At 39.6% G+C, this 18,468-nt stretch carries 15 protein-coding genes; 8 read left to right on the forward strand and 7 right to left on the reverse strand.

Annotated features, from left to right (window positions below; translation table 11 throughout):
* Positions 1–77: 77 nt before the first annotated feature.
* Positions 78–2,015, reverse strand: coding sequence for an AsmA family protein (locus B1F84_RS14095; protein WP_131691765.1), 1,938 nt, complete (start codon positions 2,013–2,015; stop codon positions 78–80).
* Positions 2,016–2,230: 215 nt separating this feature from the next.
* Here B1F84_RS14095 and B1F84_RS14100 point away from each other — a divergent pair, with 215 nt between their 5' ends.
* The 4 genes from B1F84_RS14100 to B1F84_RS14115 all read left to right on the forward strand — a co-directional run bounded on the left by B1F84_RS14100 (position 2,231) and on the right by B1F84_RS14115 (position 5,141).
* Complete coding sequence (locus B1F84_RS14100) at positions 2,231–2,650, forward strand: hypothetical protein (RefSeq protein ID WP_008115399.1); 420 nt, start codon at positions 2,231–2,233, stop codon at positions 2,648–2,650.
* 8 nt (positions 2,651–2,658) lie between these two features.
* A complete protein-coding gene (locus B1F84_RS14105; RefSeq protein WP_008115400.1) occupies positions 2,659–2,859 on the forward strand; it encodes a helix-turn-helix transcriptional regulator in 201 nt (66 codons plus the stop codon).
* Between the two features lie 148 nt (positions 2,860–3,007).
* Positions 3,008–4,171, forward strand: a complete 1,164-nt coding sequence (locus B1F84_RS14110; protein WP_131691766.1) for a hypothetical protein — start codon at positions 3,008–3,010, stop codon at positions 4,169–4,171.
* Positions 4,172–4,463: 292 nt separating this feature from the next.
* A complete protein-coding gene (locus B1F84_RS14115; RefSeq protein ID WP_008115403.1) occupies positions 4,464–5,141 on the forward strand; it encodes a TorF family putative porin in 678 nt (225 codons plus the stop codon).
* Between the two features lie 808 nt (positions 5,142–5,949).
* On the opposite strand, the gene B1F84_RS14125 is transcribed toward B1F84_RS14115, so the two are convergent.
* Entirely contained in the window at positions 5,950–9,525 is a 3,576-nt protein-coding gene (locus tag B1F84_RS14125) for a M1 family aminopeptidase (protein WP_131691767.1), read from the reverse strand.
* 11 nt (positions 9,526–9,536) lie between these two features.
* On the reverse strand, positions 9,537–10,415 hold the full coding sequence (locus B1F84_RS14130) for an ABC transporter ATP-binding protein (RefSeq protein WP_131691768.1): 879 nt from the start codon (positions 10,413–10,415) through the stop codon (positions 9,537–9,539).
* Positions 10,416–10,604: 189 nt separating this feature from the next.
* Between B1F84_RS14130 and B1F84_RS14135 the strand changes: the two genes are divergently transcribed.
* The gene (locus B1F84_RS14135; RefSeq protein ID WP_131691769.1) at positions 10,605–11,282 is read left to right on the forward strand and encodes a nitroreductase family protein; all 678 of its coding nucleotides are present in this window, start codon (positions 10,605–10,607) and stop codon (positions 11,280–11,282) included.
* A 137-nt stretch (positions 11,283–11,419) separates the two neighbouring features.
* On the opposite strand, the gene B1F84_RS14140 is transcribed toward B1F84_RS14135, so the two are convergent.
* The 3 genes from B1F84_RS14140 to B1F84_RS14150 are packed head-to-tail and all read right to left on the reverse strand — an operon-like array spanning position 11,420 to position 16,060.
* Positions 11,420–12,487 carry an efflux RND transporter periplasmic adaptor subunit gene (locus tag B1F84_RS14140; RefSeq protein WP_131691770.1) on the reverse strand — a complete coding sequence of 356 codons (1,068 nt, stop codon included), beginning with the start codon at positions 12,485–12,487 and terminating at the stop codon, positions 11,420–11,422.
* Positions 12,477–15,752 carry an efflux RND transporter permease subunit gene (locus B1F84_RS14145; protein WP_131691771.1) on the reverse strand — a complete coding sequence of 1,092 codons (3,276 nt, stop codon included), beginning with the start codon at positions 15,750–15,752 and terminating at the stop codon, positions 12,477–12,479. The genes B1F84_RS14140 and B1F84_RS14145 overlap by 11 nt, the downstream gene beginning before the upstream one ends.
* A 5-nt stretch (positions 15,753–15,757) precedes the next feature.
* The gene (locus B1F84_RS14150; protein WP_010392476.1) at positions 15,758–16,060 is read right to left on the reverse strand and encodes a metalloregulator ArsR/SmtB family transcription factor; all 303 of its coding nucleotides are present in this window, start codon (positions 16,058–16,060) and stop codon (positions 15,758–15,760) included.
* Positions 16,061–16,189: 129 nt separating this feature from the next.
* Here B1F84_RS14150 and B1F84_RS14155 point away from each other — a divergent pair, with 129 nt between their 5' ends.
* The 3 genes from B1F84_RS14155 (at position 16,190) to B1F84_RS14165 (ending at position 17,784) form a co-directional block, all read left to right on the forward strand.
* Complete coding sequence (locus tag B1F84_RS14155) at positions 16,190–16,378, forward strand: DUF2892 domain-containing protein (RefSeq protein WP_010392474.1); 189 nt, start codon at positions 16,190–16,192, stop codon at positions 16,376–16,378.
* Between the two features lie 5 nt (positions 16,379–16,383).
* On the forward strand, positions 16,384–16,728 hold the full coding sequence (locus B1F84_RS14160) for a rhodanese-like domain-containing protein (RefSeq protein WP_076919633.1): 345 nt from the start codon (positions 16,384–16,386) through the stop codon (positions 16,726–16,728).
* A gap of 159 nt (positions 16,729–16,887) precedes the next feature.
* Positions 16,888–17,784 carry a hypothetical protein gene (locus B1F84_RS14165; RefSeq protein ID WP_131691772.1) on the forward strand — a complete coding sequence of 299 codons (897 nt, stop codon included), beginning with the start codon at positions 16,888–16,890 and terminating at the stop codon, positions 17,782–17,784.
* A 104-nt stretch (positions 17,785–17,888) separates the two neighbouring features.
* On the opposite strand, the gene B1F84_RS14170 is transcribed toward B1F84_RS14165, so the two are convergent.
* Positions 17,889–18,431: a PH domain-containing protein gene (locus B1F84_RS14170; RefSeq protein WP_131691773.1), complete on the reverse strand. Its 543-nt coding sequence runs from the start codon at positions 18,429–18,431 to the stop codon at positions 17,889–17,891.
* Between the last annotated feature and the right edge of the window lie 37 nt (positions 18,432–18,468).

The following is an 18,468-nucleotide window of genomic DNA, read 5'->3' on the forward strand; positions in this document are numbered from 1 at the left end:
TATCTACCTAAATTACAGATGGTTATAAAACAAACAAGGCACCGTAGCGGTGCCTTGTTTTTTATCAGTAATTAAAATTAGCCAAACAAACCTTTTAATTTATCTTTAATCTTGTCTTTGGCTTTTTCTTTTGCTTCATCTTTAACCGCACTGCCTATATCTAATTTTATGCCAACATCATGGAATGGGCCTTTTATTCTCAGAGGAATTTTAAAGCCAGTGCTATCATCGGTAGTACCTTGACCTTCAATAGAATCAACTAAACCTGTTACTAGGCGGTAGTTAACCAGAGTTTGCGGTAAATCAACGTCTCCTTCACCTGAAATCCGTATTAAAGGGCTGTTCAGGGATAAATCAGTATTTTTACCTACGCCATTGGTAAAGTTAAAACTACCCGAAAGTGCAGAGAAGTCAGTTTTCTCAGATTCTTCAAATCCTGAATCTAGTCCCTCAGATGCGGCATTAAAGTTACCTTTAACTAACTCTTTCCCCTTACGTACCATTTCCGCTACGTTCGCACCTTTAACCGCACCATCTGCGAACTTAAATCCTAGTTTACCATTAAGCGCATTAATAAATGTTTTTTGGCTTTGCCCAGCTGTAGTTAAATTCCAATTTAGCGACCCTTTGCCCATTAACTTATCAAAGCCTGCAGCATCGCTAAGTAATGGCTGTGCGTCTATTTTATCTAAATCGAAGTTGGTTGCTATTTTATAAGGGGTATTTTGAGCATTTACGGTCACTACCCCTTTACCTGTTCCTTCGTAAGCGGCAAAGCTGTCTAGGCTTAATTTAGCAATGCTATTTTTAAGTGCTACTGTAAACTGGTTGGCGCCGAGTTTAATGTCGTTCGCTTTTAAGCCACTTGAACGGACAATCACATTTGCATCTAATGCATTTAAGCCACTTAAATCAATTTTAGTATCATCCCACACTATTGGCTCTGCAGGCTTAGAGTCGTCTTTTGCTGGGACTTCTTTTTTAGCTACGGTTTCAGGTAAGTAAGGATTTAAATCAAGCATGCCTAAGTCAATATCCGCATTAACAGCTAAGCGACTGCCTAAATTTAACTTACTTTTACCTTTAATCTCGAGTGCATCGAGCGTTGCTACTAATTCAGTTAAGTTAAACTCTTCACCGAGTAAGTGCATTTCGGCATTGATGCTAAAGGCGTTAAACGCATTGTTTTTAGCGTTTAAGTCAACTCCTTGCCAGTTAGCAATATTTTTAACCGAATCACCGTTAAGTGTTAAAAGTCCTTTAATGTCTTGGCCTTGTTTGGCTATGCTGCCATCAAACATTAGATCTACTAAACGTGAGTTAAGCGTTTGCTTTACATTAAATGTGGCGCCTTCAATCGCTTTTGCTGGTGTGTCGAGTTTTACATCAAGCTCAAAGCGCTCTTGCATGTAAGTAATAGCTCCTTTGACTTCGAGCTGTTTGCGCAGTGAAGGCAGTAATATAGCCAGTTCTAAATCGCTAATTTGCTGTTTAGCGCTCGTTTGACCATCTAAATAAGTAAACGACCCGCCATAAATAGCGACCTCGCCTAACTGAATATCAAAGTTTTCAGGTAATTTGCCTGCCTCACCCGATTGAGTTTGCTGCTCTGATTGTTTAGCTACTGCATCAAATAACTGCCAGTTAGCTTTGCCGCTTTTATCGGTTTCTAGCAAGATATCAGGCTCATTAATAACAAACTTTTCTAGTTTTAACTCGCCACCGAGTAATGAAAGCCAAGGAATATGAACAGCAAGTTGCTGCATACTCGCCATATCAGCGCGAGAGCCGCTAGGCATATTGGCAAAATGCACATCATTAAGTTCTAACTTTAATGCAGGAAATACACTGAGGGTTTTATCGCCCTTTATGGTTAATGTGCGCCCGGTTGTTTTTTCAACCTGCTCAGACACTTTATTAAAAATGGTATCAGTAGGAATTAAAAAAGGTGCAGCAACAATTAGCGCTATGCATAGCAATAATAAAACACCAATAACTTTAAATAAGGTCTTCATGATCATCCTTTCAAACGTGCAAATAATGCTCTTATCATAGCGGGAGTTAGCGCGAAAAGCATTGTCCAGTAACGAAAAATCTACTTTCCTAAATTCTTATGTAGGTATATAAATCGTGATTGAAACATTTTGATACCTTTAGGTTACAAAAAACAATTGACCCGATGATACCCTTAGGTTACATTGAATATTAATATTTTCACAGGATGGATTTTATGAAACAACAAGATATTAAAACTGAAGAAAAACTTATGAGTCAGAACGCATGGTTTTCGGTGTTTATGGGTATCACTTTACTAATAATCAGTGGCTACCCAATTATCGGAAACACGTCAGCGCCGTTGCTGATTTTAGGAAGCGCCGCATTTCTTGGTTCTTTCCTTATGTTTGTAATTAGAGGTGGCTTTACATGGAGAATGAAATATCACCTTACTTATAAAGATGAATACTTAAATACTATAGATACTATTGCTTATAAACATGTTGTATTAGCATTGTTATTTAGTATGGGCACGGTTTATTTATTCTCTGAAGGCCTAACTTTACACATATCTCATAGCATGATGGCTACTTTTTACCTTGCTATTATGTGTTTGGCATACGGAATTTCTATTTTTTGGCAAAGCCGTGATTAGGAGTTAATGTGCAAAATCATATAGCTGAATTTCGTAAAAAGGCAGGGCTTTCACAGCAAGAGCTTGCTGATGCTATTAATGTATCACGCAAAACCATTAGCACGGTAGAAACGTCACGCTTTACTCCTTCAGTGACCATTGCTTTGAAAATAGCTCGGCAGTTTAATACTACTGTGGAGCTATTATTTACACTGGAAGAAGTAGATTAAAGCCTTTAAATGCAATCTTGTGTTAATTAACTTACCAAGATTGCATCCCCTGTATTCTCCGGTATGATGCACGCCCCTGTTGCTGCTGGCTTATTTAAGCTAAAATGAAGCGACTAAAAAGTATATCTAACCGGAGAGTCTACAAGGCATGAAGAAACTGCTAATTTCACCGTCAAAAATGGCATTAGGCGAGCAAGAAAGTCAAATTTATCAAAACATTCTGAAGCAATCTTCAGAGCTAAGCCTAAACCTGATGGCTGTGAAAGTGGAAAACCATCCAGAAGACTTTTTAGGTTGGTGTTACGAGCTATTAAATGCAAGCCGCGACCGTATTAATTACGACTTACTCGAAACCCAACAATTACCACTATTAAAAAAGCTGCATGACCAACTTATTTCAGCCATTAGCTTTTTACAGTTAAAAACATTACGGGTAGCACCTTGGCCAGTAGTGAGTATGTTTGTAGAGCAACATAAAGAACTGGTAGCACTTGATGAGCAATTACGTTTAACTACTTATATTGCAGGCCTACGCGAAAAGCCGTTAAAAGAGATGATCCCTGAAGACTTACTCGCTTTTAGCGGTAAGCATATGGCATCACTGGATCCGAGTACTTATAACTTTGATGTAGAATGGTTTGCCTCTACCAAAAGCGCCAAAGGTTTTCACCAGATGCTGGCTGATCTGCCAGGTGCCTTCGACGATGCACTCAGCAACATTCCACTTGAGGGTGATGTAGCGCAAAGTGATTACCAACAATTTGTAATTGCTTATTTGAGTGCATTTAATGGTAGTGATGAAAAACCAACTCTGGCGCCTGCAACCCGCTTATTAGCAATGCGTCGCCCTGATGTGTTTACTCCAATTAGTAACAGTCGCTTAGATGCACTTTGCTCCGCACTTGGTATCACCAAATTAAATAACCGTGACTTTGAGCGTTACTGGCAAGATGTAGTACAAAGCATTCACGCCATGTCATGGTTTAAAATGGCCAATGCTGGTAATGAACTAGAAACACAGTTGGTGGATATTAAAGCGCTTATACCTTGCTTTTTCTATTATGCAGATACTAATACTGCAGATAACTCTAACTACATTAAGCTACTTAATAAACCTACACGTAGCACTTCTAGCAGCAGTAAAGCGCCACGTCGAGGCAAAGAATCTGCTGAGATTTTAGTGGATCGCGCGCTCGCTGCTGATGATGTTCCAGAGCATATTCGTGCTAAACGTGACTCCATTATTAGCGAAGTACAAAAAGGCCGCGGTGTTAACGAAACAATTACCTTAATGCGTGCCATTTTTGGTTAATTAACCCACAAGAAAAATAAAATAGCCTAGCAGCGCTTTGATGGTGCAGTTAGGCTATTTTTTGCACCAGCAAAGTGAACCTGCTAAATAATTACTTTTCTATCCCTACCTCATATTATTTTCAATACATTGTTTTAAATAATAAAAATAATTTATAAACGAATAAGTTTAATTTGGCACACACAGTGCAAATACCCCATTAGTAACATAATAAAATGCCGCCAAACAAAAGGTTGTAGTCGTTCATAATAAAAAGCCTTGGCGTGCAAAATCATACAATGGGAAATGAGACATGCTAAAACTACAAAAAACAATATTGATCAGTGCATTGGCATTAACAGGAATGACATCAACTACTGCATTTGCTGAAGTAACAGCAAATGCAGCAGCCACTTCAAACTACTTATGGCGCGGACAAGAGCAAACTGGTGGCGATGCTGCTGTATCTGGCGGTATTGATTACGCTAATGAATCTGGCTTTTATGCTGGTACTTGGGCGTCAAATGCGTCTTGGGCCGATGAAATGACCTACGAACTAGACTTATACGCCGGTTTTGGCGGCGCAATTAATGAAAGTGTGAGTTATGACGTAGGGTATATCTATTATGCGTACCCTGATGCGGCATCAGGTGCCGATGCTGATTTTTCAGAAGTTTATGGCAGCATTAGTGTGCAAGGTTTTACATTTGGTGCAGCCGTACTTGCAACATCTGCAGCCAGTGGTGATGGTACTGATTTTGGTGATTCATTGTATTTAAATGCCGATTACAGCTTCGCTGTTGGTAGCAATGGCACAGAAATGGCGCTACACATAGGGCATTACTCAGGCGATTTCATCGGTGATGATAATATTATTGATTATGGTGTATCGGTGTCTAAAGATGGTTTTACTTTTGGCCTATCAGATAACGACATGGACGGCTCAGATGTAAAAGCTTATGTAGCCTACGCTGTCGACTTTAACCTATAAAAAGAATGTGTTACTTGCTGCAACACTAAGGGCCGAAAGGCCCTTTCTCGTTTAAGGCCACCTTTTAAATTAACCATAAATATAAAAACGACTGTTTATTCAGCTTTAAACTCGTTCTTGTTGCAATCAATTGCAACTGATTCAGAATGCTAAAATGGACCAACTTGATTGATATCTAACTATCCTAAGCCATTAGTAAAAGATTTATAAGCATGCACACTTTGCCATTGCGAGCTTGTATGTGATTGGTTACTTACTTCAGTCCACCCCTCGCTAAAAAATAAAATAAAAATTTGTGCAACCAGTTAATACCGCGAACTCACAATAATTAATTTAAAGTTCATACTGACTTTCCTGCCAACTGCATTTGAGCAACCTGAGTATCCTTACAAATTTGCTCTACATCTTCACGCTGCTCAAATACTTATCCCTATAAATAAAATGGATGGCTATCTTCAACACTTGCCTTACTTGTTATTTTTGCGCTGGCTTGCGGCTAAATTTTTACCTCATAGTAAGCACTAAAATCAAGTAAAGCAGCACCCATTATTAATGATTGGATAATCATCCTGATTAGCTCACTATTAGTAATTAACTTTATAAGAGGACAAAAAGCGTTGAGTAAAAAATTGTTTAACAAATATCATATGACTAAAAATCTTATAAATTATTCATATAAAAGGCCGCATGAATGCGGCCTTTTAAGTTTATGTTTATAAAGATAAATTTAACTCGCTCGTCTTTATCTATTAAATATAAGGTTTATCGCCAGTCTATAAAAAAACTGGCATTTTGGTCCAAGTTAACATTATAGCGCCTTGATATTATCGCCACTTTTCTTATCAATTAACTTAATGAAAGGGTCAACACCAGCAAATTTAGGTAACTCAGTTACCTTTAATGTAATGGTATTTTCACCTGTTTTTATCTCGTGCTTTTGCATGTAGATAACAGTATCCCCTTCCTGAATTTCATTTGGATCTGCGCTAAACAAAGCGACATCTATCATTTGCGCTAATGGAATATCCTCTTCATTTCCTTCACCATCTGCATGTTTTTTTGCTGCAGAAATAGTTAGCGTAACGGTATGCTCGCCATCAACAGATTCAGCCTCTTGAATATCAACATCACTGAGCTTTAACTCATACAATGTAATGGCATTAAACTGATCTTCAATGAATGCTTGCTCTTGCTCACTCGCCCCTTGCTTTAAATAAGCAATAAAGTCTAACGTGGTTGGGTAACGCTCTTGCGCATATTGGTGATCTTGTAAAAACGCTCGTAAAACGGCATTTAAACGTTGCTCACCTAACAGATCATGAATGGCCATCATAACTACAGACCCTTTGTTATAATGGATATATTGCTGCCCTACTGTACGCGCTAGAGTCCTCTCATCATAAGGCTCAGCCGTTCGCCCTAACAAATAACGATCTAGCTCATACTTTAAGAATTTACGAAGATTGTTTTCACCGTATCTCTCTTTCATCACCATGATTGCTGCATATTGCGAGAGCATTTCAGATAAAATATTCGATCCCTCAACGTTCGCACCAATCACCTGATGTGCCCACCACTGGTGTGCTAGTTCATGGGCGGTAACGTAGTAAGGAAGGTTAATATTATCAGGATCGCGTATATCGGTAATAAATCCCAAATTTTCAGAGAATGGGACTGTATTAGCAAAACTCTGCGCAAAACCACGATAGCGAGGATACTCTATAATACGCATTTGCTTATGCTGATAAGGAGCAAACTCTTTGGAAAAGTAATCTAAAGAATCTTTAGTAGATTGAATCATCGAATCTACGTTCCAAGCATGATCTTTGTGATGGTACACCTCAATATTTACACCATTGTACTGCTCTTTTTTCACCTCAAGTTCCATTGAGAGCAAGGTGTAAAAGTGCAGCATAGGTGCATCCATTTCGTATACAAACGTAGTACGGCCATCTTTAGTACTTTGTGATTGCAAGTAACCTGGAACCATCGCAACTTGCGACTCATCGGTAGTAATTGTGGCAGCAAAGCTGACATAATTATCCGCAAATAAAGGCTGAGCATGGTATTGCGTTTCTTCAATTTTATTGCCGCGTTTTAACTCTGGTAAACCTCTTTGACGACGCTCATTTTTATCTTGCAATTGTTTATCAAAGGAATAACCAAAGGTTGGAAACAGTGCAGTGTTATCTATAAATGTACCGTTATATAAAAGTTGTTCATCACTACCTCTATCTACGAAACCTTTACTATAGCGCTCTACGCTCATCACAATTTCGCGGCTTTCATTTGGTTGCATTGGCTCTGTAAACTCTAACCATGCATGACGATACTGCTCATTTAACTCGCCCAGTTGCGCACCATCTGCCACAACACTCCAGTTATGAGTATGATAAGGCTTATTCACCAGTACACGTGTAATCGGATGTTGCGACTTATTTTCTACTTGCATAACTACGCTTGCATTAATACGTCGCTCTTGAGGGTAGATATCTGCAGTAACAACAACATCTGCTGGTATAGGCACAGCCGCATCAACAAATTGACCAAACTCTCGTTCATATTGCTCTTTCAAGTCTTCACGCTGATCACTAGTAATAAATGGATTAATCACTGTTGTGTTGTAGTAAATATAACTGCCTGCGCCTACAAAAATAAGTGCACCGCACACTATAATCACTTTACCTGAGTTACCTAGCTGATAGCCAATTAGCTTTACGCGCGCTTTTAAACCCTGCCCAGCCCCACGCGGCCAAAGTGCATAGCTAAGTGCGGCAATGATCACACTAAAGCCAAGCCAGTATAAGTTATACCAATGCACTGCCGTTAAAAAGTGGCCGTATCCATTAATATCTGAATAAGGCGCATATGGAGTGGCACCTATTTTAAACATTTTATGCTCAAAGCCATAGTTACTCATAACCTGAGTAGTAATAAAGTACAGTACATATAACCCCATACCGACGTATTTATTAGGGCTAATTACTTGTAATAAAAAAGCAAAGCCGCCTTGAAAAATAAGCATGAGTACAAATAAATAACCGAGCCTGATTACATATTGTGCAATATCAAAGTTCTCCATGCCCATAATCATTTGATAAAACAGTGTCACCAAAGAGCCAAATGCACATAACAATAATAAAACAGCACTCAGCGCTACATATTTAGAGCCCCAGAACACCCAATTTACAACAGGGTAAGCATCAACAATGTCTGCCATACGTGATTCACGATCATGCCATACAAGTTCACCACAATAATAAACCAGTACAATAATCATCAATACGCTAAAGCTTTCTTGAATTAGCTCAACCATTCTAAAAGTAACTGGCCAAACATCAGTTCCGTATGCACCCATTGAACCTACTAACGCAGGAATTAATGTCGCTAAAGATAAAATAAGCAAAATACCAAACGAATAGCTTTTTATAACTTGTTTGACTTCAAAAACAGTCCGCGTTAAAAACTGCGACCATGCATTACTTCCCGTCGCCTTTGCCTTTATATTAAAACCAAGAGCAGTTGCAGAATTAGTATTACTATCTTTATTGACCTTGCCTTTCACTTTTTGCTTTTGCATTAAGTGGTGGGATGTATTTAGCACTGTGGTTGCTAATGCCACCAAAGCAACACCGACCCAAATTAGCCTATTGTGTAATAGCTGATCAGTTAACGTAATTTCCATCACGTTGCGATCAGCTATTGTCCAATATTCCATTTGGATTCCCATAGCAGACAGAGCAAACATATCTAAATAAGCTGAGATTTCGCGATATTGAATATCAGAGAAGATATTCGATCCAACCAAATAACTAATAAGTAAGGCAACGGCGACTAGATACAGTGCCACCATGCTGCGAAAGCGCATTGCGACAACATTAATTAGCGATGAGACAACAAATAAAGAAGGAACAGCAATATAAAAGAAAGGCACTAAATAATAGCTTAGTTTATTTTCACCAACCATTTCACTATCTAACCAGCCCATTAAACTACCAAAACCACTGCCAATCCACACTCCCAACATCGTAGTTGAAAATACCAATAGAGTGACCAAATAAGCCCCGATAAATCTGCCCGCCCTATATTGGGCGATATTTAGTGGCTTACTCAAAACTAATTCATTGAGTTTACTCACGTCATCACGAATAGCTGAACTGCCGACAAAATTGACCACTAAGAAAATAGCAAACACCGACATAATCGCAATAACTTGCAAAATTGCGTAAGGAGAATTTACATTCACATTGCTGCTTCCTCCTATTTGCACCGTGTCAGAAACAGACGCCATAAAAGTGAGAAAGAACAAAATAAGTGACGTTATATAGAAAGAGGGCTGACGCATAAAATAGCGCAGCTCAAATTGCATCATTTTAAACAACATAATCTGTATCCTTATGCTGCTTTATTGCGATGTTTATGCAATGTTGAAAAATAAACATCTTCTAAATCAGCGGGCTTTGCCTCAAAGCCTTGCGGGGCGTCGTCAGCAAATACGCTGAGTAATGTTTTTCCGGCAAACAAACGCTTCGCGATCACAGGTAATGACTGTTCTAGTTCGACAGCTTCAGCCTGACTCATCGCCTTGTGCCATATTTTGCCCTGTAGCGTATTAGTCAGTTCAATTGGGTTACCTTCAAGTAAAATTTGACCGCTTGCTAATACAGCCATATTTGGGCAAAGCTCAGATACATCTTCAACTATATGGGTTGATAAAATCACCACTTTACTTTCGCCTAAACCAACCAATAAATTATGAAAACGATTGCGCTCTTCAGGATCCAGCCCTGCCGTAGGTTCATCAACAATGAGTAAATCAGGGTCGCCTAATAAAGCTTGTGCAATACCAAAACGCTGACGCATACCGCCCGAAAAACCACTCACCGCATTTTTTCTATGGTCGTATAAATTAGTTTGCGCGAGTAATCCTTCAACGGCCTCTTTACGCTCAGCTTTATTGTTTAAGCCTTTTAAAACTGCCATATGATCTAATAAGTCATAAGCACTCACGCGTTGGTATACACCAAAATCTTGCGGTAAATAGCCTAAACGCTCACGTAAACTTTTGGGTTGTGCTAAGACATCAATCCCATCAAACTTTATGCTGCCGCTATCTGCTGATTGTAACGTTGCAATTGTACGCATCAATGAAGATTTACCAGCCCCATTAGGACCGAGTAATCCAAACATACCTTTAGGAATATTTAAGTCGACACCTTGTAGAGCGTGGACACCGTTGTCGTAGGTTTTTGATAACCCTGTTATTGATAGCATTTTTTACTTCCTTGAATTGTAAGTATTATTTTTATGCTGCTTTATACCACATTAAAAACAGGAACATAAGTTAGTAACTAGTTAACTTTGTAACAATAAATAAACAGAAATTCATTCTAATAACACTTGCTTAGAAATGAGCCTCTCGGTATAAAAACAAAACACTCTAAAAATAAGAAGCGAACAGCCATGCAAGATCACAAAAGCCAACCATTAACCGATTTTATAGAATACCCGTCAGAGGCAATGCTCTCGCGCGCAAAGGAGTTTTTACAAACGAGCCAGCGCCGTCATAGTATTCGCAGTTTTAGTAACCGCCAGGTGCCAAAAGAAATCATTGAAACCTGTATAAAAGCAGCAGGTACAGCGCCTAGTGGCGCAAACCACCAGCCATGGCATTTTGTAGCCATTAATAGCGCAGATGTTAAAAAGCAAATACGAGAAGCCGCTGAAAAATTAGAACGCTCATTTTATGAAGGTCGCGCAGGAGAGGAATGGCTTGATGCATTAAAACCTTTAGGCACCGATGCTAATAAACCCTATTTAGAACACGCACCATGGTTGATTGCAGTGTTTAGTCAAAAAAAGGGGGGTGTAAATACGGACGATAAAAACACTAATTACTATGTGCATGAATCAGTAGGGCTGGCCACTGGTTTTTTAATTCAAGCACTACACCGAGCAGGCCTTGCAACCTTGACCCACACGCCAAAACCAATGAGCTTTTTAACCGATATTTGTGGCCGTGATAAAGACAACGAACGTCCTTATATGCTATTAATTGCAGGCTACCCCGATGAGCATGCAACGGTGCCACTGCATGCACTTGATAAAAAGTCGCTGGATGAAATAGCCACATTTATTTAACCTGAACTCTGGTTGAGAGATTTCCAGAGAAAACAAAGCGAAATTACGCGTCAATAGCTAACCCTATTGCAAGTAAATTCAACGCAGTTAGCGCTGAAAATAGCTGCTTGAGATAGATTTATTATCCAGAGTTCAGGTTATTTAGTTATTGGTTGATAATCGACAGCTATTTTATCGCCAGCTTTAAGGCCCGTAATAATATGTTGCTGATTATCAATCTGCTCACCTAAGCGTACAAAACGACGCTCAATTTTGTCTGCATTAATGACATACATCATACTAAGCTGTCCAAAGTCATGTACCCAACGAGGATCTACCATTACGCCTTGGGTGTTTTCAAACGGTAAATGCAATTGTGCATATAACCCAGGGATCATCCCTGGCTGTGGCTCAATTTCTAGCCGGATCAGTAAGCTACGTGCAGCGTTATCAACGACTGGTACAATTTCACTGATATTTGCAAACGTTGTTAGATCGAGCGAAGGTAAACTCACGTTTAAACGATCGCCTAACTTAAGCTTTACTGCTTGTTGCTCTCGTACATTAAAAGCAAGTTGAAGTTGTTTTGGATTATAAAGCGTTAACAACGGTATGCCAGGCGAGGCTGTATCGCCAGGTTCGGCTAAACGCTCAACAACTACACCTGAGATTGGGGCTTTAATTTGCGTGTAATTAAGTGATACCTGCGCCTGGGTTTGCTGCTGTTTTGCTCCAGCTAAGTTGGCAGTTAAGTTATCAAATTTTGCTTTAGCATCATCAAGGTCACTCACTGGTACTAGCCCTTTTCCCTGTAACTCAGTTATTCTAATGAGTTGCTTTTTAGCTTGGTTTAATGAGGCTTGCACCGCATTAATATTTGCCTCACTTTGTGCCAGCATCGCTTTAAAGTCATCTTGCTTAAGGGTGATTAATAAGTCACCTTGATTAACTTTATCACCGGCACGTACTTTGAATTGCTTTACTTGTGCCATTACATTTGACGAAATTTGGGTGTTTTGTTTCGCAATTACACTCCCCGGTACATGCTCTGTTCGCGAAATAGTTTGCAGCTCAACAGTGACCACCTCACCTTGATATTGAGTAAATGGAATCTCTTTTAACCCTGCAGGCTGTTTATCACTAAAGCTACCGGCCATGTATAGCACTGCTACAATAACCACAACCAATGCACTGATTGCGCCTAAAACTTTTGATTTACCCTGCATGTGCTTCTTCCTCTGGGTTTGTAAACACTAAATAATAAACAAGCGGTACAACAAATAACGAAAACACGGTAGACGCCACGATGCCAAAAATAATTGCTATGGCTAATCCGCTAAATACGGGGTCAAGTGTGATCACTAAGTTACCTAATAAAGTAGTTCCGGCGGTTAACAATACTGGGCGCATTCGTACAGACCCTGCAGCAATAAGTGCCTCTTTTATTGCCATCCCCTGAGCTCGTGCTTGGTTAATAAATTCGACTAAAATAAGTGAGTTACGAACGACAATACCTGCTAAGGCAATCATGCCTATCATCGCAGTCGCGGTAAATAATACTGGCTCAGGAGCACCCGCTATAGTGCGCTCACCAAATTGATTGAGTAACCAAAACCCAGGCATAATACCAATCACTGTTAATGGAATGGCCGACATAATAATCAGCGACAAACTAACAGATTGAGTTTGAATGCGTAAAATAATAAATATAGCACTGAGCGCAAAGGCAAAAGCAATGCCCATATCCCTGAACACATCAATGGTGATGCGCCACTCACCTTCACCACTAAAGTTAACATCAGTTCCTTGCGGTAATTGCCATGGCGCGGTTCCGCCATTATTAAAAAAGTGTCGCGTTAACCATACGCTTTTTTCAAACCCATGATCACTTGCGTTTAAATCCGCATTTACATCCGCAATAATCTCTGCAGGCGTGCGTCCATTTAGTTCCGCCATCACATAAATAACGTCACGCTGATCTTTACGCATTAGTGTGTCGGCCACGTTTAATGGTTTAAACTCTCCCAGCTCTGAAAGCGATACTAAAGGCCTTGGTGCACTTGTTATACCTAACTCATTACTGGTTTTAGCTAAGTCCCTATCCCCTCTTACTTGCAGCGCAAGTAATTGTGAAAGCTGATTACGTTCGCTATAAGGCAATTGTAATTGTATTGGGACTGGCTGAGTTTCATTGCTTACATACAACACACCAACCTGTTGTCCCTGCGAAGCAATACTGAGTGTTTGTGCAATATTTTGGGTAGCAACAGCACTGAGCGCTGCTTTGGTTTTATCCGTAATAAAGCGCTGTAATGGGGCTGGGGCAACTAAAGATGTGTCAACCTCAACAACATGAGGCTCTTGGCGCAAACGTGCAGCAACATTTTGAGCAGCCTGCCTATGGGTATGCTTATCAACAAAGGGATCACGATACACTTCAGCGACTAAAGTGCTCAACACCGGTGGCCCAGGTGGTACCTCGACCACTTTAATAACAATGCCATTTTTTGCTAAAGGAGCAAGTTGTTCGCGTAACCGCATAACCACACCATGAGATTGATGATCTCGTGCTGATTTATCCACCAGCAATACTCTGAGCTCTGCTAAGTTAGCAGCTTCACGGCGATAATAACCACGCACCATGCCATTAAAATCCATGCTTGAGGGCTGCCCAACATATGCGGCTATTTCACTGACTTCATTTAACTGCCATGTCAGGGTTTGAACCTGCTTAGTAAATGCAGCCGTGCTCTCTAGATTAGTATCCTCTGGCATATCTATAAGTACTTGCAGCTCATTTTTATTGTCAAAAGGCAGGAGTTTTAATGGTACCAAGCGCATCACGGGTAACATGGCGCTGATAATAAACAATCCTAACGTTATCCATAGCACCCATTTAGCTCGCACTTTTGAGGCAAGTAGTGGACTAAGTAATCTTTGGTATAAACCCGCTTTAGGCTCAAGCTCAGGTTGTTCTAGGGTGTTTGGTTTAAGCAATTTCATTGCCAACCATGGGGTGACAAAAAAAGCTACCAAAGTAGACACCATGACACTAATGGGCACGTTAAACGCCATGGGTGCCATGTATGGCCCCATCATTCCGGTAATAAACGCCAGTGGAATAAACGCCACCATAATGGTGAGTGTAGACATAAGTAAGGCATTTCGAATTTCGCTCATTGCGCCAACAACATGCTGCTTTTTATCGCCTTTGTTATTTATAAAGCGACTAATATTATCAATACCCGTGATTGGGTCGTCTACCAGTAAGCCTAATGATAAAATAAGCGCAAATAAGGTCACCCGATTAATGGTGTAACCAAATGCAAAATCTAATGAGAGTGTAATGCCATAACAAATAGGAACCGCCAGCCCAACCACCACGGCAGGACGCCAGCCTAAAAACACGCCAACAAAAATTACCACAGTAAACACCGCAAACACTAAACTTGATGTGAGGTTATTTACTTTTTCATTCGCAGTTTGGCCATAATCTCTGAGCACTGTATAGCTAACTTCTGGTGGCAGTAAGGTATTTGCAAGTTCATTCATCATGGTATGAACATCATTTGCAACAGCAACCGCATTAGTCCCTGTTTGCTTGGCTACGCTTAAAGTAACCATAGGCAACTGCTGCTGATCAGTAGATTGCGCTAACCATTGGTAATGCTCAGTTTCACTAGGGCCATCGCTGACTGTTGCAATGTCCATCAAGTAAACACTTTTACCATTAACCACATTAACAACTAATTGTTCTACCGCTGATTGTGTTCTTAGTACATCACCTGCCTGAATAGCAATTTGCTGCTGATTATCAACCACATTTCCCACTTGGGTGAGTTGATTTGATACATTTAATGCGTAAAAAACATCGTTTACCGTGGTTTGATGGGCAGCCAGTGCGCTGGCATTTAAATTGATGGTAAGAGTACGCGTACGCCCAGAAATTACTTTAACTTCACTGGTATGCTCAATGCGTTGTAAACTATTAGCAATTTCGTTAGCAAAACGGGTTAGTTCATAATCACCATAGAGTTGCGGGTCTTTACTGTAGAGGGCTAACATCACAATAGGCACGTCATCTACTTCTATTGGACGAATTTGCCAACTTTTGATCACCGATGCCATTGTATGCTGATAACTATTTAGTTTTGCATAGGTATCTAAAATTGCTTGTTCGCGGTTGTGCCCTACTTCAAAGCGCAGCGTAACCACTGTACTGTTAGTTTGTGTGGTTGAGTAAATATGCTTCACTCCCCCCAACTGAGCCAGTAACTTTTCGAGCGGTTGTGTTACTAACCTAGCGACTTCAGGCGCCTCAACGTTAGGTGCTGATACATAAATATCGAGCATGGGCACAGTAATTTGCGGCTCTTCTTCTCGAGGTGTTTGATTTAGTGCAAATACCCCAAGTAACAAAGACATCACAAAAATAACAATCGGAATGCGACCACTTAAACTACTTTTTACCGCATTGTCTATTAAGCTCATCGCACTTAGCCCTTACAAAATAACCCATACAAGGTACCAAGCAAAACGACTGCATTTTCATCAATGACACGATAATAAATTGTTTGGCTCTCGCGGCGCGTAGCCACAATGTTTGCTTTACGTAGCGCTGCTAGGTGCTGAGATAACGCAGACTGCGCTAATGGCACGGCTTCATTAAGCTGTGATACGCTCATTTCGGAATCTTGCAAAGAACATAAAATCATTAAGCGATTTTTATTGGCTAAAATTTTTAATAACTGCTCAGCTTGTTCTACATTGCCGGCCATGGCAGTAAAGTCAATATTCATATTATGCTCTTATTCTAAAATAGAGCCTGAGTATAGGACGTTAGATTAGAAAAGTCTAATATTAGATTTTACTAATATAGATATATCTAATATAGTGGCTGTACTGAACTAAATAACTGGCCTACTATAATGAAACTAAACAATGCACTCAGACTAATCGCTGGCATAATGATTATTGTGTCGCTCTTATTACAAACTTATCATGATCCTAAGTGGATTTACTTTACAGCTTTTATCGCAGTAAACTTAATTCAATCAGCTTTTACTAGCTGGTGCCCAATGATCACTCTATTACGCAAACTTGGCTTTAAGGAATAAACACCATGCTAACCCCTATTCCCGATTTACTAAAAATTATTACCCCTAATCAGCGCCGTATTGATGCCGAACAAGCAAAGAAAGAACTTGAGCAAAATAAAGGCTTACTGATTGATGTGCGTGAACCCGCTGAACATGCCACCAAAGCAGCTACTGGCGCAATTAACATTCCACGCGGGTTACTTGAAATGAAACTTATGGAAATAGAAAAAGACGCAGCCCGTCCTATTTACTTACATTGCGCTAGTGGCGCGCGTGCAACATTAAGTGCTGAAGCGCTGACCCGAGTAGGCTACGAAAACGTGACAGTTATTACCTGTAAAGCAGAAGATGTTTGTCAGGCATTTTAAATGCTAAAAATTAAATTACTCGGCGATCAACCGATCGCTGAGCTTTGTAACATAATCCAAATTAGAGAATTACAATGCTCAATTAAAATCAAAGATTGAAATTAATAAACTTCAACGCTATTGTATATAAAAAAGGAACACTCGTCTAAGGAAGACTTTATGAAAAAAGTTGCAGCTTTATTATTTTTACTCGGCATTGCTCACTCTGTAAATGCTGATGACAGCATTACCTTAATGGTATGTGAAGATTGTAATAATGACAGAGCCTCTGAACTAGCAAAAAGCAATACACCTTTAACTCAATGCCACACTACACTCTCTAATCAAAAAGCAGCGATTGCTGATCAAACATGTGATTCCAATCCGCATAAAGTTATTATTGTGGATGTCTCTGGTAACAACCATTTTGCATTTTTTGTAGGAAATCATAGTAAAAATGGGTCAGGTAAATATACAAAAGCTACGATATTAAATAAAAATGATCTTATTGCTATATCTAAACAAAAAGCAATTGATGAGCGTTTCTCAACATTTAAACACACTCTTCAGACTGAACTAGGCCTAATGTCATTTCATCAAATAAGTCAGCCTTCTCCTCTAGATAGACAAAAAAACTGCCCCTCCCATATAAATAGTGCAGTAAAGGCTGTATTTGAAGAATATACATCATCACGAATTCAAAACTGGGTAAATCATAAAGTTGAACAGAATATTAAAAATCCTGATAGCTTTTTTACATCAAAACCGATCATAGTTGGTGAAACCTTGTATCGGAATCCATGGAGTGAAATAAGTAAGAATTTAAATTTAGAAGTTAACCTTAACAACGGGAGCGACACGCAATATCGTGTTATTTTTTTAGCAAAGTGGATAAAAGAGCTAGGTGCGTTCAGTTTATCGGTAAATCCTTATTTAACTTATTTAGACGGTATTGCATTAAATCACTTTAAAATATCGGCACCATCAGTCTCCCATTGCTTAGAAAGTGCTTTAGATAAAAACCTGTCATCATCAATATCTTCATATATTTCGAATACTAATACTGAAGATACCTAGGGTTAGCGTGTTGTAGGCATCATCGGATGATACCTACAAAAAACAAGCCAAAAAGTAATCTCTACTTAACCATATTCCATTAACTCCCTATTTAAATGACCTAATCATCTTTTTTCTTCAAGGAGTGTGACTAGCATTTGCTCGATATTTTTTACACTGTAGGTCAATGAGCGAATCAGTTCGACTTGGCTTTGTGATTCATCTTGCTTGGCTTTAGCAGGTTGTTCTGCTGTGAGGTTATCTTTTTGAGTTAAAATGGCTTCACGAAATTCACTGGCATCAACTACCCCCAATAAAGATACCAATGCGCCTTGCCCCGACTGCCCTGCGGTTTCAAAGCTTAAACGGTATAAGCCAAATAGTCGCATAAGCGGCCCTTGGCTTAATCCGACATCAGTGATTTTTTCAAGCGGGATGGACTTTTCTTCTTTAAACAAAATACCACGTTTAACCACTAGCTTGCGCTCTAGTAAATCGGCCGACATAGCTGCTAATACTCGCCCTGCGACTAGCCACACCAAAAGCAATACAACGGGTAAAAGCACAATAGTTACAACTGGAAAAAGGCTAAATATTGCAGCTAAACACAGCCAATACTGTTTTACTTTGTTATCAAAAGTGGCACTTTTTAAAGTTATATGAGACATAGTTTTATTACTTTTAAATTATAGTATTTTTAAGTTA

Source organism: Pseudoalteromonas sp. DL-6, from assembly GCF_004328665.1.
Lineage (GTDB): Bacteria > Pseudomonadota > Gammaproteobacteria > Enterobacterales > Alteromonadaceae > Pseudoalteromonas.

What these genes read in the sequence shown, in the direction of transcription:
- B1F84_RS14095 (WP_131691765.1), bottom strand. Translation starts at nt 2,015, where the DNA reads ATGAAGACCTTATTTAAAGTTATTGGTGTTTTATTATTGCTATGCATA.
- B1F84_RS14100 (WP_008115399.1), top strand. Translation starts at nt 2,231, where the DNA reads ATGAAACAACAAGATATTAAAACTGAAGAAAAACTTATGAGTCAGAAC.
- B1F84_RS14110 (WP_131691766.1), top strand. Translation starts at nt 3,008, where the DNA reads ATGAAGAAACTGCTAATTTCACCGTCAAAAATGGCATTAGGCGAGCAA.
- B1F84_RS14115 (WP_008115403.1), top strand. Translation starts at nt 4,464, where the DNA reads ATGCTAAAACTACAAAAAACAATATTGATCAGTGCATTGGCATTAACA.
- B1F84_RS14125 (WP_131691767.1), bottom strand. Translation starts at nt 9,525, where the DNA reads ATGTTGTTTAAAATGATGCAATTTGAGCTGCGCTATTTTATGCGTCAG.
- B1F84_RS14130 (WP_131691768.1), bottom strand. Translation starts at nt 10,415, where the DNA reads ATGCTATCAATAACAGGGTTATCAAAAACCTACGACAACGGTGTCCAC.
- B1F84_RS14135 (WP_131691769.1), top strand. Translation starts at nt 10,605, where the DNA reads ATGCAAGATCACAAAAGCCAACCATTAACCGATTTTATAGAATACCCG.
- B1F84_RS14140 (WP_131691770.1), bottom strand. Translation starts at nt 12,487, where the DNA reads ATGCAGGGTAAATCAAAAGTTTTAGGCGCAATCAGTGCATTGGTTGTG.
- B1F84_RS14145 (WP_131691771.1), bottom strand. Translation starts at nt 15,752, where the DNA reads ATGAGCTTAATAGACAATGCGGTAAAAAGTAGTTTAAGTGGTCGCATT.
- B1F84_RS14150 (WP_010392476.1), bottom strand. Translation starts at nt 16,060, where the DNA reads ATGAATATTGACTTTACTGCCATGGCCGGCAATGTAGAACAAGCTGAG.
- B1F84_RS14155 (WP_010392474.1), top strand. Translation starts at nt 16,190, where the DNA reads ATGAAACTAAACAATGCACTCAGACTAATCGCTGGCATAATGATTATT.
- B1F84_RS14160 (WP_076919633.1), top strand. Translation starts at nt 16,384, where the DNA reads ATGCTAACCCCTATTCCCGATTTACTAAAAATTATTACCCCTAATCAG.
- B1F84_RS14165 (WP_131691772.1), top strand. Translation starts at nt 16,888, where the DNA reads ATGAAAAAAGTTGCAGCTTTATTATTTTTACTCGGCATTGCTCACTCT.
- B1F84_RS14170 (WP_131691773.1), bottom strand. Translation starts at nt 18,431, where the DNA reads ATGTCTCATATAACTTTAAAAAGTGCCACTTTTGATAACAAAGTAAAA.